This window comes from Halosolutus sp. YCN4, assembly GCF_059736495.1.
Genome location: NZ_JCASSM010000003.1, coordinates 736,868 through 757,253 on the forward strand (window position 1 = coordinate 736,868; position 20,386 = coordinate 757,253).

21 protein-coding genes are annotated in these 20,386 nt (G+C 68.6%); 10 read left to right on the plus strand and 11 right to left on the minus strand.

Features of this window, described 5'->3' with window-relative positions; translation table 11 throughout:
- Positions 1 to 10: 10 nt before the first annotated feature.
- The 5 genes from AC6I6X_RS14220 to AC6I6X_RS14240 all read right to left on the minus strand — a co-directional run bounded on the left by AC6I6X_RS14220 (position 11) and on the right by AC6I6X_RS14240 (position 4,596).
- Entirely contained in the window at positions 11 to 949 is a 939-nt protein-coding gene (locus AC6I6X_RS14220) for a hypothetical protein (RefSeq protein ID WP_497931298.1), read from the minus strand.
- Positions 950 to 1,110: 161 nt separating this feature from the next.
- A complete protein-coding gene (locus AC6I6X_RS14225) occupies positions 1,111 to 2,151 on the minus strand; it encodes a dipeptide epimerase (protein ID WP_497931184.1) in 1,041 nt (346 codons plus the stop codon).
- Positions 2,148 to 3,167: an N-acetyltransferase DgcN family protein gene (locus AC6I6X_RS14230; RefSeq protein WP_497931185.1), complete on the minus strand. Its 1,020-nt coding sequence runs from the start codon at positions 3,165 to 3,167 to the stop codon at positions 2,148 to 2,150. The genes AC6I6X_RS14225 and AC6I6X_RS14230 overlap by 4 nt, the downstream gene beginning before the upstream one ends.
- An 86-nt stretch (positions 3,168 to 3,253) precedes the next feature.
- Positions 3,254 to 4,177, minus strand: a complete 924-nt coding sequence (locus AC6I6X_RS14235) for a Vms1/Ankzf1 family peptidyl-tRNA hydrolase (protein WP_497931186.1) — start codon at positions 4,175 to 4,177, stop codon at positions 3,254 to 3,256.
- A 29-nt stretch (positions 4,178 to 4,206) separates the two neighbouring features.
- Positions 4,207 to 4,596 (minus strand): DUF5802 family protein, encoded by a 390-nt coding sequence (locus AC6I6X_RS14240; protein ID WP_497931187.1) that lies wholly within the window; start codon positions 4,594 to 4,596, stop codon positions 4,207 to 4,209.
- 337 nt (positions 4,597 to 4,933) lie between these two features.
- Here AC6I6X_RS14240 and AC6I6X_RS14245 point away from each other — a divergent pair, with 337 nt between their 5' ends.
- Together AC6I6X_RS14245 and AC6I6X_RS14250 are read left to right on the plus strand one after the other, a co-directional pair.
- Positions 4,934 to 5,674 (plus strand): hypothetical protein, encoded by a 741-nt coding sequence (locus AC6I6X_RS14245; RefSeq protein WP_497931188.1) that lies wholly within the window; start codon positions 4,934 to 4,936, stop codon positions 5,672 to 5,674.
- A 155-nt stretch (positions 5,675 to 5,829) separates the two neighbouring features.
- Positions 5,830 to 6,510 (plus strand): ArsR/SmtB family transcription factor, encoded by a 681-nt coding sequence (locus AC6I6X_RS14250; RefSeq protein ID WP_497931189.1) that lies wholly within the window; start codon positions 5,830 to 5,832, stop codon positions 6,508 to 6,510.
- A 92-nt stretch (positions 6,511 to 6,602) separates the two neighbouring features.
- Here the strand turns inward: AC6I6X_RS14250 and AC6I6X_RS14255 are convergent, their stop codons facing one another.
- Positions 6,603 to 7,229 (minus strand): DUF8526 domain-containing protein, encoded by a 627-nt coding sequence (locus AC6I6X_RS14255; RefSeq protein ID WP_497931190.1) that lies wholly within the window; start codon positions 7,227 to 7,229, stop codon positions 6,603 to 6,605.
- A gap of 453 nt (positions 7,230 to 7,682) precedes the next feature.
- On the opposite strand from AC6I6X_RS14255, the gene AC6I6X_RS14260 reads away from it, so the two are divergent.
- The 6 genes from AC6I6X_RS14260 (at position 7,683) to AC6I6X_RS14285 (ending at position 12,563) form a co-directional block, all read left to right on the plus strand.
- Entirely contained in the window at positions 7,683 to 7,898 is a 216-nt protein-coding gene (locus AC6I6X_RS14260) for a hypothetical protein (RefSeq protein ID WP_497931191.1), read from the plus strand.
- 57 nt (positions 7,899 to 7,955) lie between these two features.
- Positions 7,956 to 9,200: a Glu-tRNA(Gln) amidotransferase subunit GatD gene (gatD, locus tag AC6I6X_RS14265; protein WP_497931192.1), complete on the plus strand. Its 1,245-nt coding sequence runs from the start codon at positions 7,956 to 7,958 to the stop codon at positions 9,198 to 9,200.
- Positions 9,201 to 9,206: 6 nt separating this feature from the next.
- Positions 9,207 to 10,229: a GNAT family N-acetyltransferase gene (locus AC6I6X_RS14270; protein ID WP_497931193.1), complete on the plus strand. Its 1,023-nt coding sequence runs from the start codon at positions 9,207 to 9,209 to the stop codon at positions 10,227 to 10,229.
- Between the two features lie 117 nt (positions 10,230 to 10,346).
- Positions 10,347 to 11,156, plus strand: a complete 810-nt coding sequence (locus AC6I6X_RS14275) for a helix-turn-helix transcriptional regulator (RefSeq protein WP_497931194.1) — start codon at positions 10,347 to 10,349, stop codon at positions 11,154 to 11,156.
- A gap of 193 nt (positions 11,157 to 11,349) precedes the next feature.
- Complete coding sequence (locus AC6I6X_RS14280; RefSeq protein ID WP_497931195.1) at positions 11,350 to 11,523, plus strand: DUF1059 domain-containing protein; 174 nt, start codon at positions 11,350 to 11,352, stop codon at positions 11,521 to 11,523.
- A 257-nt stretch (positions 11,524 to 11,780) separates the two neighbouring features.
- Complete coding sequence (locus tag AC6I6X_RS14285; protein WP_497931196.1) at positions 11,781 to 12,563, plus strand: methyltransferase domain-containing protein; 783 nt, start codon at positions 11,781 to 11,783, stop codon at positions 12,561 to 12,563.
- Between the two features lie 230 nt (positions 12,564 to 12,793).
- Here the strand turns inward: AC6I6X_RS14285 and AC6I6X_RS14290 are convergent, their stop codons facing one another.
- Genes AC6I6X_RS14290 through AC6I6X_RS14300 form a run of 3 tightly spaced genes read right to left on the minus strand, consistent with a single transcriptional unit; the run spans position 12,794 to position 15,600 of the window.
- On the minus strand, positions 12,794 to 13,078 hold the full coding sequence (locus tag AC6I6X_RS14290) for a ubiquitin-like small modifier protein 1 (protein ID WP_250142000.1): 285 nt from the start codon (positions 13,076 to 13,078) through the stop codon (positions 12,794 to 12,796).
- 31 nt (positions 13,079 to 13,109) lie between these two features.
- On the minus strand, positions 13,110 to 14,306 hold the full coding sequence (locus tag AC6I6X_RS14295; RefSeq protein WP_497931197.1) for a TrkA C-terminal domain-containing protein: 1,197 nt from the start codon (positions 14,304 to 14,306) through the stop codon (positions 13,110 to 13,112).
- Positions 14,307 to 14,352: 46 nt separating this feature from the next.
- Positions 14,353 to 15,600 carry a DUF8167 domain-containing protein gene (locus AC6I6X_RS14300; protein WP_497931198.1) on the minus strand — a complete coding sequence of 416 codons (1,248 nt, stop codon included), beginning with the start codon at positions 15,598 to 15,600 and terminating at the stop codon, positions 14,353 to 14,355.
- A 182-nt stretch (positions 15,601 to 15,782) separates the two neighbouring features.
- On the opposite strand from AC6I6X_RS14300, the gene AC6I6X_RS14305 reads away from it, so the two are divergent.
- Entirely contained in the window at positions 15,783 to 16,970 is a 1,188-nt protein-coding gene (locus AC6I6X_RS14305; protein ID WP_497931199.1) for an NAD-binding protein, read from the plus strand.
- A gap of 35 nt (positions 16,971 to 17,005) precedes the next feature.
- Here the strand turns inward: AC6I6X_RS14305 and AC6I6X_RS14310 are convergent, their stop codons facing one another.
- Together AC6I6X_RS14310 and deoC are read right to left on the minus strand one after the other, a co-directional pair.
- Positions 17,006 to 18,412, minus strand: coding sequence for an HPP family protein (locus tag AC6I6X_RS14310; protein ID WP_497931200.1), 1,407 nt, complete (start codon positions 18,410 to 18,412; stop codon positions 17,006 to 17,008).
- Positions 18,413 to 18,547: 135 nt separating this feature from the next.
- Positions 18,548 to 19,189, minus strand: a complete 642-nt coding sequence (deoC, locus tag AC6I6X_RS14315) for a deoxyribose-phosphate aldolase (RefSeq protein ID WP_497931201.1) — start codon at positions 19,187 to 19,189, stop codon at positions 18,548 to 18,550.
- Positions 19,190 to 19,349: 160 nt separating this feature from the next.
- Here deoC and AC6I6X_RS14320 point away from each other — a divergent pair, with 160 nt between their 5' ends.
- On the plus strand, positions 19,350 to 20,330 hold the full coding sequence (locus AC6I6X_RS14320) for a ribose 1,5-bisphosphate isomerase (protein WP_497931202.1): 981 nt from the start codon (positions 19,350 to 19,352) through the stop codon (positions 20,328 to 20,330).
- Positions 20,331 to 20,386: the final 56 nt, after the last annotated feature.

Below are 20,386 nucleotides of genomic sequence, written 5' to 3' on the forward strand. Positions count from 1 at the left end.
AGGAGAGTGTTCAGGGGCCGAGAACGGAGAATTCGCCCGGGAGCAGATCGGGAGTCGCCTCGTCCGGCAGTACGTCCCAGCCGAGCGCGTCCTCGCCGGGGTCCGCGTCCGTCTCGAAACTGGCCTCGTCTGCGGGGTCTCGATCGCGGTACTCAGCCGGCGGCGCGTCGTGAGCGTAGACGCTCTCGGGGTGGTCGACGGTCCAGACGTGGAGCAGACAGGGCGTGCGACAGGGAAGTCGGACCTCGCCCCCCTCGTAGTCCCCCTCGTATACCTGCCGGTAGTACCACCACGCGAACCGCGAGGGGAGCCCCGCGTGGTGGTGCCACGGGGAGCAGCGATCCGGAGACTCGCCGTCGTCGCCGGTCTCCGACTCGGGGACGGCGGGGGCAACCCCGTCCTCGTACGTGACGTCGGCGGCCGCGTCGTAGATCACGGGCGGCGGCGAGACCGAGGCGCCGTCGACGGTCGCGACGAACATGACGCCGATCGGCCGCCAGGACTCGTTATCGACGAGTACGGATTCCGGCCGATCCGGGTCCAGAAGCGCCTCGTCGCCGATGTACTCGGGGCTGAGCCAGTGGGAGTAGTCGCTGTCCCCGCCCAAGGTATCGAAGTACGGCTTGAAGTCGTCGTCGAGCAACGACCCGACGTCCGGGTACCGGTCCGAGAGCGTCTCCGCGACGGCCGCCTGGAGTTCGACCGTCACCGGGTGGTCGTCGGCGCAGCCCTCCAGGCTGCCCCCCGCGCAGTGGCCGTGACTCGGCTCGATCGTCGCCTCGGGACAGCGCCGATCGATCCGCGCTCCGTGCGATTCGGCCTCGGCCTCGCCCTCGCTGGCCCGCGCGGATCCGACGGCCGACAGCGCGACCGCCCCGCCGGTCGCCTGCAGAACCGTTCGCCGGGACAACCGCGAGGAATCGCGTCCGTCCTCGTACCCGTCTTGCATGACGTGTGTCGTCACGGACCCCACGACCGTAAACGACAGTTGGGATCAGTTCTAGAGGATCGGTCACTACTATTTACAGCATCACGATCGCAGATGCCGAACAGCAAGCGACCGCAGACGCCGAGCGGAGACCGCGATCGGTCGTCGAAGCCGCCGGTCGGCTACTCCGTGACGGCGCCGGTTCCCGGCCGATCGAGCCCCGCGAGGTCGATCTCTCCGCCGGGCATCGGGACGCCGTCGTAGGGGTCCTCGGCCAGCAGGAGCGACCCGTCGAGGTCGGCGTAGTCGAGCAGCGGCGCGAGGTGGCAGGCCGCCGCGATCGACGCGTTGGATTCGGTCATACAGCCACACATCACCTTGAGGCCGTGAGCGCGCGCGGCGTGGATCATTCGCCTGGCCTCCCGCAGGCCACCGCATTTCATGAGTTTGAGGTTCGCGATGTCGCACCGGTCCGCAATCCGCGGGATGTCGGTCAGCGTCTCGCAGGACTCGTCGGCGGCGATCGGTAGCGCCGCCCGCTCGTAGACGTAGCGCAGTCCAGCCGGATCCTCGGCGGGGACGGGCTGTTCGACGAACGCGAGGTCGTACGCGGCGAGCCGATCGATCTTCCGGACGGCCTCGCGGGGCGTCCAGGCCTCGTTGGCGTCGACGAACAGGCTGACGTCGGGGGCGACCGATCGGATCGTCTCGACGATTTCGACGTCGCGATCGGTGCCGAGTTTGACCTTCAGCGTGGTAAAGCCGCGGTCGAGGGCCGTCTCGGTCTTCTCGCGCATGGTCTCGGTGTCGTCGAGGCCGATCGTGTAGGAGGTCTCGAGGCTCTCGGCCGGATCGAGCCCCCAGTACCGGTACAGCGGGAGGTCGAGCCGTTTCGCGACGAGGTCGTGGAGCGCGACGCTGACCGCACAGCGGGCCGACGGGTTGCGCCGGACGGTCTCGCGCATCCGCCGCTCGATCCGATCGAGCTGGTGCGGATCGCCGACCTCCTCGACGACCGCGAGCAGGTCGGGGAGCACGGCCGTCACGGTGTCGACGGTCTCCCCGTAGTGGGACGACGGCGCGGCGCCGCCGACGCCGACCGTTCCGTCGTCGTCCTCGACGCGGACGGTCACGACCGCCGACTCCGTTTGCGTCCCGCGGGCGATCGTGAACGGGTACTCGAGCGGCAGCGAGCGGCGCTCGAAGTCGGTGGCGAGCGTCATTCGAGCAGGGCCTCCAGCAGGTCGGCGGTGTCGTACCGGATGACGTCAGTCGCGGGCGCGCCGAGTTCGTCGGCGTAGTCGGCGACCGCCTGCTCGGCCGCCTCGTCCTCGAGGTGGGCGGTGTTTATCGCGCCGGCGACGACCGGGGCCTCGCTGACCGGTGCCGAGAGATCCTCGTAGAGGTCGACGTAGCTCTCGATCGGCGGCAGGGGGAACGACTCGTAGCCGTGGATGGCCTCGCGACCGGCGACGTGACAGAGCACCAGTTTGTCGGGCATCGCGCCGTGGAGGATACCGCAGGTGACTGCCGAGTATGCGGGGTGGACGATACTGCCCTGGCCCTCGACGAAGAGGTAGTCGTACTCGTCGCCCTTCTCGACGATCATCTCCTCGACCGCGCCCGCGGTGAAGTCGGAGACGACCCGGTCAATCGGATTCCCCCAGCCCTCGATCATGATCCCGGTCTGGCCGGTGGGGATCACGGCGGCGTCGTAGCCCGCCTCGCGGGCGTCGCGGGCGAGTTCCATCGAGACGGTCATTTTGCCGACCGAGCAGTCGGTGCCGACGGTGAGGATCACTTCGGCGTCGACGTCGCCGGCGACGCCGTCCGCGACGGTCAGGTCATCGGACGGCTTGCGGACGTCCCACAGGTCGCAGTCGTTCTCGGCGGCGAGGGCGGCGAACTCCTCGTCGTCTTCGAGGAAGTAGTGGAGCCCGGAGATGACGTCGCAGCCGTACTCCAGGGCCGTGCGGACGTCCTCGCGCCAGCTTTCGTCGAAGTCGCCGCCGATCGGCGCGATGCCGATCAGCAGGGCGTCGACGTCGTCCGCCCCGAGGTCGGCCATCCCCTCGACGATCGGGGCGTCCTGGACGTCCGGAACGTAGTCGGAGACGCGATCGCCGGCGGTCTCTCGATCGAGGACCGCGGCGGCATCGTAATCGGCGTACCTGAGGACCCCGAGGGCCGTCTTGGCTCGGTCGGGGAACTTCTCGTGTGCGAGAATTGCGACGCGCATACCGGATGGTAGTCGAGGGAGTATTTAACCCTGAAGACCCGCGGCCGATCGCGCGAACGGGCCCGAGTGCGACGATCGGCCGGCGATCAGAGCACCTGCAACTCCGTCGTCCAGAACGATCGGTGGGCGTCCGAAAGCGCCGACTCGGGGCCGCCCGTCGCGTCGACGGCCGCCGTCGCGTCCGGATCGAGGGCCGCCTCCTCGGCGAGCGTCTCGACGACGCCGCGCTGGCCCACGAGGTAGAGCCGGTCCGTGTTGGCGGCCTCCACCGACGAGGTCAGCGCCTCTCCGCACCGATCGAGGTGGGCGTCGATCTGCTCGTCGCGGATGCGCTCGAACCGGGCCTGCGAGAAGCCGCCTTTCGAGTGGCTCCCCTTGACGTCGCTCTCGAAGCCGCGGTAGTCGACGCGCTCACCGTCCTCGTACGTCCCGACTGCGAACAGGTCCGCCCGGACGAGCGCGAGCGCGTACCGGCCGGTCGGCAGGAACCACTCCCGCTCGATCGTGAACCGATCGGCCCACGCCGGGTCGCGATCGGGCAGAACCGGCGGGTCGAGCGTCACCGACACGAGGCCCGCGTCGTCGACGCAACAGAGACAGGGCGCGGCGTCGTCGACCAGCGCGACGCGATCGCCGAGGACCGCCTCGAGATCGTCTCGTACGGGACCCGGTCCTGCCTCCCCGATGGGGGCGGTGAACGCCCCCTCGGGGCCGGTTCGGACCGACGCCAGCCGATCGAGGACCTCGGCGAGGCGCGGCCCGCGCAGGTGTTCCCGACGACGGACCGTCGGGCCGGAGTCGTCGGTCTCGACCCGATCGAGTTCGCCCTCGAGTTGCGCGATACGGTCTTCGAGCCGGTTCACCTCCGCCTCGGCCTCCTGTCTGGCCGTCGCGGCGTCGGCCCGGCGATCGGATTCGGCCTCGTACCGCTTTCGCAACCGCTCGTTTTCCTCCTCCAGGTCGTCGATGCGCTCTTTCAGCGAGGCGCGGCCGAGCAACTCGTCGAGCATCTGGCGACATACGCGAAGCGGGAGTACTTTTAGGTTCCGGCACCGGGGAAGTCGTCGTCGAGGTCGGGACGGGGCGCCTCCCAGCCGCCGGCGAACTCGAGCAACTGCTGGGCGCGCTCGCGGCGGGCGAGCAACACCTCCCGGAGGGATGGAGGATTCCGGACGTCGGTCCCCTCGAGCATCGACTCGGGAAGCGCCAGCGTGTCCGCCGGGACGGCGTCGTCCCCGTGGACCGGGAAGTGACTCGATTCGAGTTTCATCACGAGCGGCGCGTCGAGCCGTTCGAGTCCCTCGCCGCTCGCGTACACCTCCTCGTTGATCCGTTCGTGCTGGTCGCGCTGCATAAGCGCGCGATCGCTCTCGGTCGGCGTCACGTAGAGTCGTCCGAGATAGTAGCTCCGCGAAAACACCTCGAACATGCTACCTAGTGACACGGGACGGAACGACATAACTATTGGCAGACAAATATAAGCCGACGCGCTTTCAGCGGACTTTGACCGTCCGGGACGACGTTCACTGCTGACGAACAGTGTAGCGATCGGGACGTTCAAGCATAGTGAAACCGATCGGACGCGGCCATCAACGGGTGCCTGAACCGGCGACCGGGGGCTGTCGATCTACCGGGACGGAACGCCCGATCGACGGCGCCTAGAATCGTTGTAAACACTCCAAACGAATCTCAACCGTCGAGAGTGTCGATTGAACGGTTCGAACGAAGGTTCGTCTTTTTAGGACGTTGGGCAGTACGATGGTGCAATGAGCTCCAGACGGGCAATTGTCCTCCTCGTGTTGGCAACCGTCGTCGGTCTCACGATCGCCCCCCTCGGGAGCGGCGCCGTCGTGGGTGCGATCACCGAGACCGAGACCGAGGCCGCCGACGAGACGGCGGCGAACACGACGGTCTCGACGTTCATGCAGACGAGTACGGCGGACGCCGAGAGCACCGTCGACGACGAGATGTTCGAGGCCAGGTACGAGGCCGCCGACGACGAACGAAAAGCCGCGATCGTCGCGGAGCGAACCGACGCGATCGAGGCCGAACTCGCGGCCCTCGAGGACGAACGCCGGACGCTTCGCGACCAGCGTGACGAACTCTCGAACGGACAGTACCACGCCCGGATGGCGAAACTGACGGTCGAGATTGCCGGACTCGAACGAGCGATCGAGAAAACCAGTCCCCGGGCCGCCGAGACAGGTGTCGCAGAGGAACGCCTCGAGACCCTCCATCAGAACGCCTCGGACCTCGCCGGACCGGAGGTCGTGGAGATGGCCCGCGGGATGGCGGGCGCCGATCGAGTGCCCGGTCAGGGGCCACCGGACGATCGTGAGACCGGGGCGCCGACGGAGGACGACCAGTCCTCCCAGGAGAAGCCGGGAAACGGTGAGCAACCGGGTCAGACGGACGAGGAGGACGGCTCGGGCGATGGCCCGCCGGACGAGACCCCCGACTCGAACCAGGGTGACGACGGGGAAACCGAGAACGACAACGGCGGGTAACCGGGGACCAGCGGCGACGACAGTACCGAGTGACGCCGTTCCCGGCCCGGCGCGCGACGACACCCGTTTGCGGTGCCGACTGTCGGGGCCGACGATCCCGCACGACCTGCGGAGAGAAGACACGCTTTTCAGCGGTGACCGCTTACGGACACCCGATGGACTCCGCCGCGTTGCTCGATCTACTCGGGAACGAAAATCGGAGGCGAATCCTCCGGCTACTCGCCCGAAAACCTTGTTACGTGACCGAAATTTCGGAGTACCTCGGCGTGAGTCCCAAGGCGGTCATCGAACACCTCCGGAAACTCGAGGAGGCGGGGCTGATCGAGAGCCGGGTCGACGACCAGCGCCGGAAGTACTTTCATATCGCCAGGAACGTCAGGCTCGAGGTGAACGTCTCGCCCTACGGCTACGCGAGCAAGAGCGCCTATCCTGCAAACAGCAGTCTGGACATCACGACCTGCCGGCACCTGTCGCTTGACGTCTCGTGGGACGAGACGGACGACCTCGACGACCTGCTCGCGTCCCTCGAGGACCTCGAACAGCTGGAAAACGAGCTCTCGTTGGCCCAGCGGTGGGTCCAGGGACAGCTCTGTGACGTCCTCGATCGGATCTCGGAGGAAATCGGTGCCGGCCCCGAGAGCCGCATCTACGCCGACGTGCTCGCGAGCATCCGATCGGAGCCCAAGTCCGTCGGCGACCTCAGCGAGGACGTCGGCGCACCCCGCGAGGTCGTCGCGGAGTTGCTCGAGGTGATGGCCGACAACGGCGTCGTTCGACGAACCGAACGCGGCTGGGAGCTGGCGACGAACCCCCACCCCGAACCGGAACAGGACTGACGACGCGACGGCTCATACAGATCATTGGAACGTTTTACCGGTGATCGCCCGACCAGGGCGCGGTCACCGGTGAAGAATCACAACGGACCGTATCACTCGACGTCGCGTCGCAGTCCGTCACGCAGGTCGCGGCCGAAGTAGTAGCCGCCGACACACGAGAGCAGGCCGACCGTCGCGCCGACGGCCACGATCGCGCGGCTCGACCCGGCGACGGCGATAACGGCGTGGTTTGCCAGCGCGGCCAGCGCACCGACGGAGACGCCGGCGGCCGTCGTCTCGAGGTAGCGCCGTTTCGACGCGACGAGCCCGATCGCGAAGGCGACGGCGAACATGCCAGCGATCCGACCGCCGATCGGGAGGATCGTATCGCCGACGAACAGTCCAGCGCCGAGCGCGAGCACGAGCGCGAGGAACGCTTTCGGGGAGAAGTACTCGCTCGGCGAGTGAGACGGCGCGAGTCGGGAGAGGCGGGAGGCGCCGGCCTCGGTGTCGGTGCTCGCCTCAGCGGTCGCGTCCGACTCGGCGTCGGCCGATCGCCACCACGAGCCGGATTCCATCGGCTCGTCGCCGGGCGCGTCCCGGCCCGTCGATCGGTCCCGCGACGGTCCCGCGTCGGCACCCGAACCGGAGAGCAACTCCGCCGTCTCCTCGAGGAGCTCGTCGGTCGACCGGGCATCGCCCTCCCGGGACGCGGTCACCTCGTCCGAGCGATCGCTCATGATCGAGGTGACGTGGGCCGGCGGCAAGGACCTTTCCCATCCACGGATTAGCGGAAGGTCGGCCGCACACGGCCAGCATGGCCTATAGTAGCCACTGAAACGAGTTACACACTGCTCGAAAAGCCGTCCTGCGATCGGGTGTGCAGTGGCTTTCAGTGGCTACTAAAGCTGACGGCGGCTGCGGTCGGGACGGTCATCGCCAGGACTGGCGCGTTCGTCCTCGTGGAGGTCGCGAACAACGACTCCCCGACCCGAGTACCCCGACGCTGATGACCGACCTGGTACGGCCGATCGGGGCGGCGATCGGGCGCCGTGGGTTCGCGATCGGGGCGGCGTTTCCCCTCGCCGCGGGGGCCGCCGACGGGCTAACCACGAGGACCACCGCCACGGGCTACGCGTCCGGAGAGCGGAGTTCCACTGTGCGAGCGACGGGGCACGTCTTTTTTACCCCCGATGAGGTACCGGTACGCAGTGAGTACCGAGTTGATCGTGTTCGGGGCCGTCGCGATTCTGCTCGGGGTGGGGTTACTGTCCGCCGCTCGACGCTTCTATCCGCGGCTCGAGCTGGCGGAGGACGCGCTGTCGACCATCCGACTGTTGACCGCGCTGATCGCCGCGGTCCTCCTGCTGACCGGAGCAGGGCTGATCCTCCTCGGACTGATCACGTAACCCGACGCCGCGCAGGGAAAGCGTGCCTTCAAGTCGAACGCTGCGCAACGGCCACGCATGAACCCAGGCGACCGCGTCCGCGTCGACCGCGCGGACCGCACGTACGACGGCGTGGTGCTCCCCTCCAGCACGGACGACCACCTCGTGGTGAAACTCGAGGGCGGCTACAACGTCGGGGTCGATCGGGCCGACGCCGACGTCACCGTCCTCGAGGAGGACGTCTACCGGATCGACGGCGCGAGCACCGACGAGAGCGAGTCGACCGTCGAGTTCGACGACGACCTGCCGACGATCGCGCTGATCTCGACCGGCGGGACGATCGCCTCGACCGTCGACTACCGGACCGGCGCCGTGACGGCGCAGTTCGACGCCGAGGACGTCCTCCGTGCGGTGCCGGACCTCGCGGGTCGTGCGAACTATCGCGGGCGAGTCGTCGCCAACATCCTGTCGGAGAACATGGAGCCGCCGATCTGGCAGGACCTCGCCGAGGCGGTCCACGAGGAGATCGAGGCCGGTGCCGACGGCGTCGTCGTCATGCACGGGACCGACACGATGCAGTACTCCGCGTCGGTGCTCTCGTTCATGCTCGACACGCCCGTCCCGATCGTCTTCACCGGGAGCCAGCGCTCGGCCGATCGGCCCTCCTCGGACAACGTGATGAACGCCGTCTGCGCCGTCGAGGCCGCCAAGAGCGACTGCGCGGAGGTGCTGGTCTGTATGCACGCCTCCGGGAGCGACGACGTCTGCGCGCTCCACCGCGGCACCCGGGTTCGCAAGAACCACACCTCCCGACGGGACGCGTTCGAGACGATCGGCGCGAGGCCGCTGGGCGAGGTCGATTACGAGAGTGAAACGGTCGAGTTCCGCCGCGAGCACCGGGAACGCGGCGAAGCGGACCTCGCGATCGAACCCGACCTCGAGAGCGACGTCGAACTCCTGAAGTTCACGCCCGGAATGGATCCCGCGTTCCTCGACGTCGTCGAGGGATGTGAGGGGCTGATCCTCGAGGGAACGGGACTCGGCCACGTTCACACCGATCTCATCCCGCGAATCGAGGAGTTGATCGAGAACGGGACGACGGTCGTCATGACGAGTCAGTGCCTCGAAGGGCGGGTCTGCGATCGAGTCTACGACACCGGCCGCGACCTGCTCGACACGGGCGTGATCGAGGCCGGCGACACGCTCCCCGGCACCGCGAAGGGCAAACTGATGTGGACGCTGGCGAACGCCGACGACGTCGAGGAAGCCATGCGCACCTCGCTGGCCGGCGAACTGCAGGATCGATCGGTCCCCTGGGAGTGATCGACCGTGAGCGCTGACGGGGAGCGATCGGCGAGCGACGAGCGAATCGAGATCCGCCGCGCGAGACACGACGACTACGACGACGTCCTCGCGTTCACGGGCGACCTCTGGAGCGATCGGGGCGGCGACTACATCCCGCGGATCTACCACGAGTGGCTCGAGGACGACGACGACCCGAAGAAGACGTTCGTCGCCGCGGTCGACGGGACGGTCGTGGGACTCGTCCAGGGCGTCATGGTCTCGGCCGACGAGGCGTGGTTCCAGGGGATGCGCGTCCACCCCGACTACCGGCGACTGGGCGTCAGCACCCGGCTGAACGAGGCCGGCTTCGCCTGGGCACGCGATCGGGGCGCGACCGTCGGCCGGATCATGGTGTTCTCGTGGAACACGGCCGGCCTCGGGGCCGCCCGCGCGGGCGGCTACGGGCCGGTGACGGAGTTCCGGTGGGCACACCCCGAGCCGAACTCGGACGAGGCTGAGATCGACGCCCCCGAAACGCACCGGGTCACGAACGACCCCGCCGCCGCCTGGCGCTACTGGACCCACAGCGACGCGCGAACCCACCTCGACGGACTCGGCCTCGCTCCCGAGGAGACGTGGGCCGTGCGAGAACTCGTGCGGGACGACTTCGATCGCTTCGCCGACGAGACGGTCGTCTTCGCCGTCGAGAGCGCAGGCGGACTCGCGGGTGCGGCCTACCGGACCCGGACGGTCGAGCGATCGGCGGACGGTGAGGACGCAGACAGCGACGATGCGGCGGCCGACGACCGCGACGACGCCACTGAAACGTGGGCCGAGTACGGCGTCGCCGCCTGGGAGGACGTCGACGCGACCCGATCGCTGTTCGCGGCGATCGCACGTGACGCCGCCGACCTCGGGGCCGATCGGACCCGCGTGCTGATTCCCGAGACGGTCGCGGCCGTCAGCGACGCGTCCGCTGCGGGGAGCGAGGTGTCCGACGAACCGGACTTCGTGCTCGGGATCGACCTCGCCGCGGACGCGATGGCGTCCGAAGATCGGGTCGGGTGAATCACGGACTATCGGGCGGGTAATCGGGTTCTACTCCCCGTTCTGACGGTTGCTTCTCGACATCGTTCCAGGACCGGTGAACGAATAGCTATACCGCTGGATTCTGTAGTAAGAACTATGCTAACGAGTGCCACGGGTTCGCCGATCGACGACGTCGAGTTCCTCGCGCGCTCGGAGCATCGGGTGACCGCGCTGGCCGCCCTGGCCAGGCGGCCCCAAAGCCGGGCCGACCTCCGGGCTATGACCGGCGTATCGAGGTCCACGATCGGGCGCACGCTCCGCGCGTTCGAAGATCGGTCCTGGATCACCAGGGAGGGACGACACTACGAAGCGACGCAACTGGGTGCCTTCGTCGCGGCGGGGATTCAGAAATTGCTCGAGCAACTCGAGACCGAGCAGACGCTTCGGAACGTCTGGGCGTATCTCCCGGACGACGCGGACGGGTTCTCGATCGAGATGGTCTCGGACGCGGTCGTGACGGTCGCCACGGCCGACGACCCGTACCGCCCGGTGAACCGCTTTACGTCTCTGCTCCGGGAGACGGATCGATTCCGGGTCGTCGGGTTCGACGTGGCCCTGCTCGAACCGTGCCGGGACGACCTCTGTGAGCGGATCGTCGCGGGGATGCCCGCGGAGATCATCACCTCGCCCAGCGTCGCCACGTACATCCGCTCGACCGATCCCGAGCAGTTCGCCGAGGCTCTGGAAAACGGCAATCTCACGGTCCGGTTGCGCGACGACCTGCCGTCCTACGGGATCGGGATCTTCGACGATCGCGTCGCGATCAGCGGCACCGATCCCACCAGCGGAACGGTCCAGACGGTGATCGACACCGACGACCCGGCGGCACGCGAGTGGGCGGAGTCGACGTACGAGTCCTACCGACGCGAGGTTCCGACGCTCAGCCCCGAGACACCCGTCTCCTGAATCCGCTCACGAAACCACCGCTCCGGCGACGATCGCCGGGCGACTGTGAGCGGACACCGGGGAGCACCAGCAGTCACGTCGGCTTGCAGCCGGTGACTGTCGGTCACCGAGTGACCAGATAGCAGTCCCTGCACGGCGTTCACGGGATACCTATCTAATCCGGACGGGCGTAGCGATATCTGCGGAGAGAATCATGAACGACGCACACAAACTCGATTGCGAATCGGCGGAAGCAGATTGCCGGTTCGTTATCCAATCGGAAGACGAGACGGAAGCGATCGAACTGGCCAAGAACCACATGAAAGAGGTCCACGGACAGGAGTATACGGACGAGGAACTCCAGGAGAAACATCTGCAAGTCGTGTGAGCGACCCTCGACGGAGTTCAGCGATCGGTTCCGAGACGGAACCACCCGTTCGGGCCGGTTCGACCTGCGGCACGGCGACCGGGCCGACTTGCAACTGGTGACCGGCGTTCGACGGGTGCAAGGAGGGCAGTGCCCGGGAGAACGCCACGGGATACCTATCTACCCCGGACGAGCGTAGCGACTCTCATACAGAGGCGAAACGAACCCATGACAGCATCGGACGGTCGCACGGTTCAGAGTGCAGGCGGTGATCGAGCGTGACTGGATCACTCGACGTCGACAAACTCGAACGGGAGGTCAAGGGCGTGTACCGGGCCGTCGCCGAGACCCCCGACGAGGAGTTCCACTTCGAGACGGGGCGCCCGCTGGCGTCGCGACTCGGCTATCCCGACGCGGATCTCGACGCAGTCCCGGAGGCCGCGGTCGAGTCCTTCGCAGGCGTCGGCCGTCACTTCGAATTCGTCGACGTACAGGAGGGCGACGACGTGCTCGATCTGGGGTGTGGCTCCGGCACGGACGCGTTCGTCGCTGCGCGTCACGTCGGCGAGACCGGAAGCGTGACCGGGCTCGATATGACTGCGGAACAACTGGAGAACGCACGCCAGCTCCGCGACGAGGGCGGATTCGACGCCGTCTCGTTCGAACCGGGCTACGTCGAAGACCTCCCGTTCGCGGACGAGTCGTTCGACGTCGTGATCTCGAACGGCGTCATCAACCTCTCTGCGGAGAAAGAGCGGGTCTTCCGGGAGGTGAACCGGGTACTCAGACCGGGCGGACGACTCGGCCTCTCGGACATCATCAGCGAGACTCAGATGCCCGACAGCATCAAGACGAACGCGGATCTCTGGGCGGCGTGTATCGGCGGCGCCGAACAGATCAACGACTACACCGCGATGATCGAAGCGGCCGGCTTCCGCGACCTCGAGATCAGGGAGAACCCGCGGTACGACTTCATCTCGGAGCAAGCACAGGGGGCGTGCCAGAAGTACGGCGTGAAGAGCATCTCGCTCGCGGCCCGCACCACCGATAGGAGCCACTGACCGTCGGTGGCACCTGGAGGCCGATCCGCCTTTCCGGCCCGCCGTTGCCCGTCGCAAAATCGATCGACAGACGAGACCGGTGCTGGCGATCGATCGCCCGCCGATCGCGGACCCCCCGCGCGGACTCATACTACCGGACACGTTACCACCAGACCGCGCCTCGCGGCCGATCCCTGCGGGTAGCGACCGCCCGAGTGCGACCGGTCCGTGTACCGGTTGGTCCGGGAGTATCAGCCGCCGCTGACCGGCGGGAACAGGGCCAGTTCGTCGCCCTCCTCGAGTTCCGTCTCGAGACCCTCCTCCTCGACGAGGACGTTCGTCCCGTTGCGGAGGACGTTGATCTGCGATCGAAGGTCGCCGTCGCCGTCGAGCACTCGCCCCTCCAGTTCGGGTGCGGCGGCGAGCAGGTCGTCGAGTGCGTCCCCGACGGTGTCGCCGGCGTCGGCGTCGACGGTGACGTGTTTGTCGCCCGCACGTTCGGCGAGATCGGCGAACAGGTTCCACTCCGTGGGCATAGATGGCGCTATCGGTGCCGAGGTCAAGTAGCTACCGCTCCGGCCGACGACCGACGGCCTCCGGGTCCACGTCGACCGCCCCGTCGGCCTCGTCGATCGATCCGGTCGAGAGCCGTCGCAGGGCCGCCGGCCGCGCCAGGGCGTAGGCGACGTCGCCCGCGTCCAGCGTGGTGTCGTCGGCCGGCAGTGCGATCGGATCGCCGCCCCTGTCGATCGCGAGCACGAGCGCCGGGAGGGACCCGACGGCAGCGCCCGCGAGCGGGCCTCCCTCGTCGACGGCGAACGTGGTCACCGTCTCGTCGGCGGCCCGGAGCAGGGAGACGAGATCGCGTTCCACGCCCGGGTTTCCGGGGAGAGTCACGAGCCGATAGTCGGCGTCGGGTTCGAGTTCCGCCGCGTCGTCGGCGTCTACGGCGACCGTCACGACGTCGTCGGCGGTGCCGCGGAGTTCGCCGCGAGTGACCCGCCGGTAGGCGTCGCCGTCGCGGCGCCAGAGGCGGACGGCGTCACCGGGACTCGCGTCGGCTGCCGGATCGCCGCGGAGTGCGACCGCGACGGTCCCCGGCGCGAGCGTCGGTCCGATTCCGGCCGGCCGACTCCCCAGCGCGAGGTACTCGATCGAGCCGTCGGCGGCGAACTCGACGTCGACGTGGCCGATGCCGTGGTCGCGCGCGAGCCGATCGACGAGTCGCTCCCGGAGCTCCTCGACGTCGAGTCGCCGCGGAAAGTGAACCGTCTGGCCGGCGAGGTCCGCCTTCGTCGCGTCGTCGACGGGGTCGTAGCCGTCCACGTCCTCGATCTCCTCGGGGAGTTCGAGGGTCACCACCCGGCCGGCCGATCGCACGAGTTCGGTCACGTCGTCGATCGACCGGGGTGTCGCGAGTGCGAACACGTCGCGGGCGAGGCGGTCACCGATCCGCCGGCCCCCGTCCGCGGCGATCGCGCTCACGGCGAACGTGACGACCGTGTAGACGGCCGTCTCCGGGTCGAGAAGCGCCGACGTGCCGAGAACCGCGTCCTGGAGCGCGGCGGTGGTATTCAGCCAGATCGCGACCGTCGAGATGCCGAGCAGGACGCCGACACCCTCCGGGAGTTCGTCGGCGCTGTACCACCGGAAGGCGACGGCCGCGACGGCCGCCGTGCCGCCAGCGAGGATCGCGAAGCCCAGAAGGCGAACGAGCAAGTCCAGCAGCGCCTCCAGGGAAGCCGCCTGGGCGACCGCGATCACGCGGCATCACCCCCAGCAGTCGCGATCGGGACGATCGCGGCACCGCTCATCGGCCGATCGCCTCCGCAAAGTCCTCGACGAGCGCCTCGGGACCCGCGACGAACGCCTCGTCGCCGGGCGCGAGCGATCGTTCGATCCCGGGACCGAACACCCAGCCGTGTCGACGACCGCCGGTCTCGCTTCCCTGTCGCCGGACCGCGACGACCGTCACGTCCGCCGTCGATCGCGGATCCGCGGTCCCCTCCTCCGCCTCCACGGTGATCCGCCGGATCGCGTATCCGGCCCGTTTCACCAGGGCGAACGCCTCGAACTCGCGATTCGTCCCTCGGGATCGGACGACGAGTCGCGGCCGATCGGCCGCGAGCAACGGGTCGACGTCGCGCCGGGCGACGGCGATCGTGACGCGACCGATTCCTCCGGGACTGGCCCCGGAACGCCGCGCGGGGGCCTCCACCGGAGACGCTGCACCGCCGTCCGGGAGCGTCGTCTCGTCCGACACCGCGTCGTCACCGTCGCCGGCCACGGTGTCCTCGGCGTCGGCGTCGGTCCGAACGCTCAGGACCGTCCCCCGGATCGGCCGCTCGGCCGTCCGGAGGACCGCCTCGTCGCCACGGGCCAGCCCGGTCGGGACGAGCGTTTCGATCGAAACCGCCCGCGTTCCCGCCGGCACGCGCCGCGAGAGGGTCCCGGACGGGGGTGCGGCGGCGATCGTCGCCCGCCCTTGCTCGTCGATCGAGACGTCGACGTCCGATAGGTCGTGGTCGGTTCGGAGCCGTTCCGCGAGGCGGACCTCGAGTTCCGACAGCGGGAGGTCGGCGGGAAGCCTCCACGACCCGGTCCTGAGCGTCCGCCGGAGATCCGCCGGGAGCGGCGGATACCCCTCCATGTCGCGGATCTCGCCGATCGGCCGGATCGTGACCTGGCCGACGGTCCCGACGAGTTCGACGACGTCCGCCGAGAGCGTCCGCTGGCGGAGCGCGGTCAGCGAGAGTCGCCGCGGCAGTTCGGCACCGAGTTTGTCCCCCTGGTTGTGCGCGTACAGCGCGAGCATCAGGACGACCAGTACCGCGACCAGCAGCCGCGGCGATTGCGCGATGGTCGGTTCGACGAGGCCGAGCAGTCCGCCCTGAACGCTGGCGATCGACAGCGCGAGCACGACCACACCGAACCCGGGGAGCGTGACGCCGCTGAAGTACCGGACGAGAAAGCCGAGCGAACCGGCGACCAGCGCCGGGACGATACCGGTCAACAGTCCGAGGTAGACGCCGAGCAGGATCTCGACTGGGAGCGTCATTGTCGGCAGGTGGACCGGGACGGGTAAACCAGTACCGGCAGGTCCCGGTCCCGCCTCGACGGCAGTCGCCGGGCCGGCCGCGGGGCGGACGGCCTCGCCCCCGTCGGCGGTTCGATCGCGCGTTCCGTTCGACCGGAGACGGGTTTGAAAGAGTTAACTGACGGCGTCGCCCACCGGCGTGTATGGACGACGAGCGGGCGGGTCGATCGCGCCTCCCGGACAACTGGCCACGAGTGCTCACGGTGCGAGCGGCGGTGTTGCTCGTCCTGGCGGTCGCCCTGCTCTCGGTCGCCACCGCAGTCGTCAACATCGGGACCGATACCGTCTACGGCCCCTGGGCCGGGTACGTCCCCGACGCCGTCCAGGAGGCCGCGGGCTTTACCGGCGCGCTCACCGGGTTCCTGATGGTCGGGAGCGCGCTCGCGCTCAGACGCGGCCTCCGCGTCGGCTGGTGGGCGTCGCTCCTGCTGTTGCCACTGACCGCAGCCCAGGGGCTCCTCCAGACGAGCCAGTACTCCGTGCCGCTGATCGTCCTCTCGACCGTCTCGATCCCCGTCCTGTTGCTCACTCGCGACCGGTTCGACAACTCCCTGTCCCTCTCGACGACCCAGATCGCCGCCGGATCGGCCCTCATCGGGGTCCAGCTGTACGGCACCATCGGCGGCTACGCGCTCCGTGAGGACTTCGAGGGGATCTCCAACATCCTCGACGCGTTCTACTTCACCCTGATCACGTCGAGTACGGTCGGCTACGGGGACATCACGCCGGACCCGACGTCGACCGAGGCGATGCTGTTCACGATGTCCGTCCTCGTCCTCGGCGTCGCTAGCTTCGGTATCGCCATCGGGGCCCTCGTCGGCCCGGCGATCCAGTCCAGAATCTCGAAAACACTCGGAAAGATGACCGACTCAGAACTCGAAGTCCTCGAGGACCACATCCTCGTCCTCGGCTACGGCGACCTGACGGAACCGATCGTCGACGAACTCGCTCGCAACGGCACCCAGTTCGTCGTCGTGACGAACGACCGCGACGCGACGGCGGACCTCACCGACCGGGACCTGCCGGTCGTCACCGGCGACCCGAGCGACGAGGAACCGCTCCAGCGCGCGAAGATCGAGCGGGCCTCGGCGATCGTCGTCGCGACGAAACACGACGCACAGGATGCGCTGGCGATTCTCACTGCTCGCCAACTGTCGACCGGCGCCCGGATCGTCGCGGCCGCGACCGATCGCGAGAACACCAGGAAGCTCGATCGAGCGGGAGCGGACACGGTCATCAGTCCGGCGGTGCTTGGCGGCCACCTGCTCGTCAGATCGGCGCTCGGGAGCGACGAGACGGACCTGATCGATCGGATTATGGGCGCGGAGTAAGAACCGGTCCTCTCCGACGCGCGGCCCGAGAGCTGCTACCGATGCCGGCCACGGTGGACGATCGCGACGTCGGTGTCGAGATCCCCGAGGTTTCGGAACGTCGGCGGCGAGACGAACCGCGAGGCCGCCGACCGATCGGTGCTCGAGCCGACGAACAGCACGTCGTACCGGGGTGCCACGCGCGAGAGGTACGCCTCGACCGACTCGGTGACGACGTGGGTCTCGAACCGACCCGAGAAGGCGTCGACGAGGTCTGCAAGGGTGTTCTCCGCGCTCCGCCGGCGCGACTCGTCGTCGATGCAGGTCGCGACGCTGGTCGGCCAGCCGGGTTCGGTGAGTCGCAACGCGAAGTCGACCATCGTGCGAGCGGTGTCGCCGGCGCCCCGGACCGCGACCAGCCCGCGTCGCCACCGGCGGCGATCGTCGCTCGAGCGGAACGCGATGACGTCGATCTCGCTGTCGAACAGGCCGCGGATGAACGACGAGAGGCCGCCGCGATCGTCCTCCTCGTACGGGGCGACGATGAGATCACAGTTGTTCTGTCGGGCAGATCGGAGGACGAGTCCCGACGAGCGTCGATCGGCCTCTGCGACGACCACCTGACAGGGGACCTCGTACGCGGTCTGGATGTCGTCGGCGAGCGACTCGAGTTCCCCGACCGTCTCGGCCGTCGCGCGTTCGGCGGTCGACGCCGCCTCGTCGGCGGTCCCGTCGCCGCGCTCGGCCGGGACCGTGTCGACGACGTCGAAGAGAACGACCTTGCCGGCCTCGTGTGCGCCGGCGAGTTCGGCCGCGAACCGCGCGACCGTTTCCGAGTCGCCGACCGGGACGAGCACGTGATCGTCGGCGTTGGTCGTCTGGTAGAGATAGCGCGCCCGCTGCTCGTAGAATCGATCGCGCCAGATCGCGAAGGTGGCCGCGACGAACGCGCTCGAGACGACGATCCCGAGGACGTACGCGACCTTCGCGTTGCCGGTGACGAGGACGAGCAGGGCGGTCGAAAACGCCGTGGGTTCCTCGAGGTCGAGCGCCCAGGTCGCGACGCCGGTGAAGAAGACGCCCAGGGCGGCACCGGACGCGCTGACGGGGCCGCCGTTCAATCCCGCCGTCGCCGCCAGTTCGAGGGCGCCCCAGCCACAGAGCGCGCCCACGGTCATCCCGCCGACGAACTTCGTCGGCGTGGAGTACCGGCCCTCGGGATCGGCAAAGAGCGTGTACGTGCCGGATGCCAGCGGCGGAAACAGGAGAAACGAGACCGCGACCGTCGCGTTCGACAGCCAGGTGACCACGGCGATCAACAGCGGGACGAACACGAGCACCGAGAGGTGAAGCAGGTTCCCCGTGCGTTCGATCCACCGCACGAACGCGTCGAGTTCCCGCCGCTCGAACCGCCGGAGACGATCGGCGAGTGCGCGCACCCGCACTCGAACCGGGTCGAGCATAGGCTCATAGTGAGCACGTTCGGAGAAAAACCGTTGGGTTCCGCGGGCGATCCTGCCGGGATCGGCGGATCCCACGGTCGATCCGGGAGCGATCAGTACCGCGATCCCGCGATCGGTCTCGAACCTGTCCCGCCCCTACTCCGGGGTCGGTGCCCCCGCGACGATGTCGACACCGCTCGAGGCTCCGATCCGCTCGGCCCCGGCCTCGAGCATGGCGATCGCCTCGTCGTAGCTGCCGACGCCGCCGCTTGCCTTGACGGGGAGGTACTCGCTCATGAGTTCGACGTCCGCGATCGTCGCACCGCCGTCGGCGAACCCGGTCGAGGTCTTGACCATCGCCGCGTCGGCCTCGGCGGCGGCCTCGCAGGCCTGGCGTTTCTCCGCGTCGGTCAACAGCGCAGTTTCGATGATGACCTTGACCGGGATCGGGACGGCGGCGACGAGTTCCGCGATCTGGGCGCGCACGACGTCGACTTCGCCGGCCTTGAGGCGGCCGACGTTGATCACGGCGTCGAGTTCGTCGGCCCCCGCTTTCCAGGCGAGGACGCCCTCGCGTCGTTTCACGTCGTGGCTCTGCTGGCCGTGGGGAAAGCCGACGACGGTCGCGATCGTCACGTCCGGCGCGTAGTCGGCTGCCTCCTCGACGGCGTAGGGCGGAATACAGGCGTTCATCCCGTACTCGGCGGCCTCGTCGAGCACCCGTCGGACGTCGGCGGGTGTCGTCTCGGGCCCGAGCACGGTGTGATCGATCAGCGGCGCGAGTTCGCTCCGGTGCATACCGGGTGGACTCGTCCCGCCCTCAAAAATCCGATCGGTCGTTCGGTGCGTTCGTCGGGGAGATCGAGCGCGGCCCCGGTCACGTGTCGATCGCCAGATAACCGACACACGGCGACTCGCCGCCCGGGCGCTTATTGACCGTGACCTGCTACTGGCCCGCATGGACGAGGACCAGCCAGCCGTCGATCCCGTCGTCGCCGAGACGGCCGAGGACATCGCGTCGATGGAGATCCGCGGCGCGGCGACGATCGCAGACGCGGCGGCCGACGCACTCGCCACGCAGGCCGATCGGACCGACGCCGACGAGCCGGCGGCCTTCCGGGCCGAGTTACGGACCGCCGCGAAGGAACTCTACGAGACCCGTCCGACCGCCGTCAGCCTCCCGAACGCCCTCCGGTACGTCCTCCGCGGGATGGACGGCGACACCGTCCCCGAACTGCAGGCGTCGACGATCGCCCGCGCTGAGGAGTTCCGGACCGAACTCGGGCAGGCCCAGGACCAGCTCGGGAAGGTCGGGGCCAACCGGCTCCGGGACGGCGACGTGGTGATGACCCACTGTCACTCGACGGACGCGCTCTCGTGTATCGAGGCCGCGCTCGACGCCGGCAAACACGTCGAGGCGATCGTCAAGGAGACCCGGCCGCGCAAGCAGGGCCACATCACGGCCCGCCAGCTCCGGGAGTGGGGCGTGCCGGTGACGCTGATCGTCGACAACGCGGCGCGTCGGTACTTAGACGACGCGGATCACGTCCTCGTGGGAGCCGACAGCATCGCCGCCGACGGCGGCGTCATCAACAAGATCGGAACCAGCGGCCTGGCGGTCAACGCCCGCGAACGCGGCGTCCCGGTGATGGTCGCGGCCCAGACGATCAAACTCCACCCCGACACGATGACCGGCCACACCGTCGCGATCGAGATGCGCGACGAGTCGGAGGTGCTCTCCGCTGCGGAGCGCGACGACGTCACCGGCGAGCAGCCGGCCGACGAGGGACTGGTCGTCGAGAACCCCGCCTTCGACGTCACGCCGCCGCGGTACGTCGACGCGATCGTCACCGAGCGGGGCCAGTACCCGCCCGAAAGTATCGTGACGCTGATGCGGGACCTGTTCGGCGAGACGACCGGCGAACCCTGGGAACCGTAGACCCGGTCGTCCCCGATCGATCCGGGCGGACGGCGGCGTCGTATCACCGAGTCGGT

Bases quoted from the DNA above. Each gene is read 5' to 3' on its own strand.
- AC6I6X_RS14220 (WP_497931298.1), bottom strand. From the start codon at position 949: ATGCAAGACGGGTACGAGGACGGACGCGATTCCTCGCGGTTGTCCCGG.
- AC6I6X_RS14225 (WP_497931184.1), bottom strand. From the start codon at position 2,151: ATGACGCTCGCCACCGACTTCGAGCGCCGCTCGCTGCCGCTCGAGTAC.
- AC6I6X_RS14230 (WP_497931185.1), bottom strand. From the start codon at position 3,167: ATGCGCGTCGCAATTCTCGCACACGAGAAGTTCCCCGACCGAGCCAAG.
- AC6I6X_RS14235 (WP_497931186.1), bottom strand. From the start codon at position 4,177: ATGCTCGACGAGTTGCTCGGCCGCGCCTCGCTGAAAGAGCGCATCGAC.
- AC6I6X_RS14240 (WP_497931187.1), bottom strand. From the start codon at position 4,596: ATGTTCGAGGTGTTTTCGCGGAGCTACTATCTCGGACGACTCTACGTG.
- AC6I6X_RS14245 (WP_497931188.1), top strand. From the start codon at position 4,934: ATGAGCTCCAGACGGGCAATTGTCCTCCTCGTGTTGGCAACCGTCGTC.
- AC6I6X_RS14250 (WP_497931189.1), top strand. From the start codon at position 5,830: ATGGACTCCGCCGCGTTGCTCGATCTACTCGGGAACGAAAATCGGAGG.
- AC6I6X_RS14255 (WP_497931190.1), bottom strand. From the start codon at position 7,229: ATGAGCGATCGCTCGGACGAGGTGACCGCGTCCCGGGAGGGCGATGCC.
- AC6I6X_RS14260 (WP_497931191.1), top strand. From the start codon at position 7,683: ATGAGGTACCGGTACGCAGTGAGTACCGAGTTGATCGTGTTCGGGGCC.
- gatD (WP_497931192.1), top strand. From the start codon at position 7,956: ATGAACCCAGGCGACCGCGTCCGCGTCGACCGCGCGGACCGCACGTAC.
- AC6I6X_RS14275 (WP_497931194.1), top strand. From the start codon at position 10,347: ATGCTAACGAGTGCCACGGGTTCGCCGATCGACGACGTCGAGTTCCTC.
- AC6I6X_RS14280 (WP_497931195.1), top strand. From the start codon at position 11,350: ATGAACGACGCACACAAACTCGATTGCGAATCGGCGGAAGCAGATTGC.
- AC6I6X_RS14290 (WP_250142000.1), bottom strand. From the start codon at position 13,078: ATGCCCACGGAGTGGAACCTGTTCGCCGATCTCGCCGAACGTGCGGGC.
- AC6I6X_RS14300 (WP_497931198.1), bottom strand. From the start codon at position 15,600: ATGACGCTCCCAGTCGAGATCCTGCTCGGCGTCTACCTCGGACTGTTG.
- AC6I6X_RS14305 (WP_497931199.1), top strand. From the start codon at position 15,783: ATGGACGACGAGCGGGCGGGTCGATCGCGCCTCCCGGACAACTGGCCA.
- AC6I6X_RS14310 (WP_497931200.1), bottom strand. From the start codon at position 18,412: ATGCTCGACCCGGTTCGAGTGCGGGTGCGCGCACTCGCCGATCGTCTC.
- deoC (WP_497931201.1), bottom strand. From the start codon at position 19,189: ATGCACCGGAGCGAACTCGCGCCGCTGATCGATCACACCGTGCTCGGG.
- AC6I6X_RS14320 (WP_497931202.1), top strand. From the start codon at position 19,350: ATGGACGAGGACCAGCCAGCCGTCGATCCCGTCGTCGCCGAGACGGCC.